This is a genomic window from Bianquea renquensis (assembly GCF_014384895.1).
Classification (GTDB): domain Bacteria; phylum Bacillota; class Clostridia; order Lachnospirales; family Bianqueaceae; genus Bianquea; species Bianquea renquensis.
This window is the reverse complement of record NZ_JACRSQ010000102.1, coordinates 1-787: the sequence shown is the minus strand read 5'-3', so window position 1 is coordinate 787 and position 787 is coordinate 1. Positions and strand designations below refer to the sequence as shown.

Genomic DNA, 787 nt, shown 5'->3' with positions numbered 1-787 from the left:
CTTCTCTTTTATGCTCTGTTCCTGTTCGTCCCTCATACTCATTTCCTTTAGTGCTATGGCTTGCCCCCTTTACAGCAGAAGAACTCTTCTGTTGTAGTTTTTTCCATCAGGATACCGGAAAAGACCTCTAGAATTCCGTATCAGGTGTTTTCAGGGCGCACTAAAACAGCCTTTTCCATTCATTCTGCCGAAAAGGTTTGTTTGCCATGCTTAAATTCTCACCAGTCTTGACTTTTTTGTCCCATTATGATATAAATGTATATGTACAGGTATGTAACTATATCTCCTGTTTACAACAGAAGAGTTCTTCCGTGATCATCTATGGACCGGCGTTTCAGGCGCTGGTTTTTTTGTCCCTTTTTCAGATGACGAGCCGCATGGTCTCCATCTTCCTCCGGTGCTCCGCTCCCGTGGTGATGATGTATATCCGGGTCGTATTGATGTTCGAGTGGCCTAAAAGGTCCGCCAGCTTTGCCACGTCGTGGTCGATGCTGTAAAACGTCCTGGCAAAAAGGTGCCGGAGCGAATGCGGAAACACCTTGCTTGGCGCAACGTTTGCCCGCTCGCACAGGGCTTTCATTTCCCGCCAGATGTTGCTGCGGTTCATAGGCTTGCCCGTTCGGGTAATAAACACCGGACCGCTTTGGATTTTCTGGCTTTGCATATATCGCCGCAGCTTCTTTTGCAGGGCCGCGGGCAAAAAGACCGTCCTTGTTTTTCCCTTGCAGTGAACCACCGCCTCGCCACGGGCGACGGCCTCCACTGTGATATACGGCAGTTCGCTCAC

1 protein-coding gene is annotated in these 787 nt (G+C 49.4%); it reads right to left on the bottom strand.

The genetic code is table 11. The features are described from left to right. Positions 1–361: 361 nt before the first annotated feature. The coding region (locus tag H8730_RS17440; RefSeq protein WP_249290317.1) for a tyrosine-type recombinase/integrase at positions 362–787 on the bottom strand (426 nt) is incomplete at its 5' end.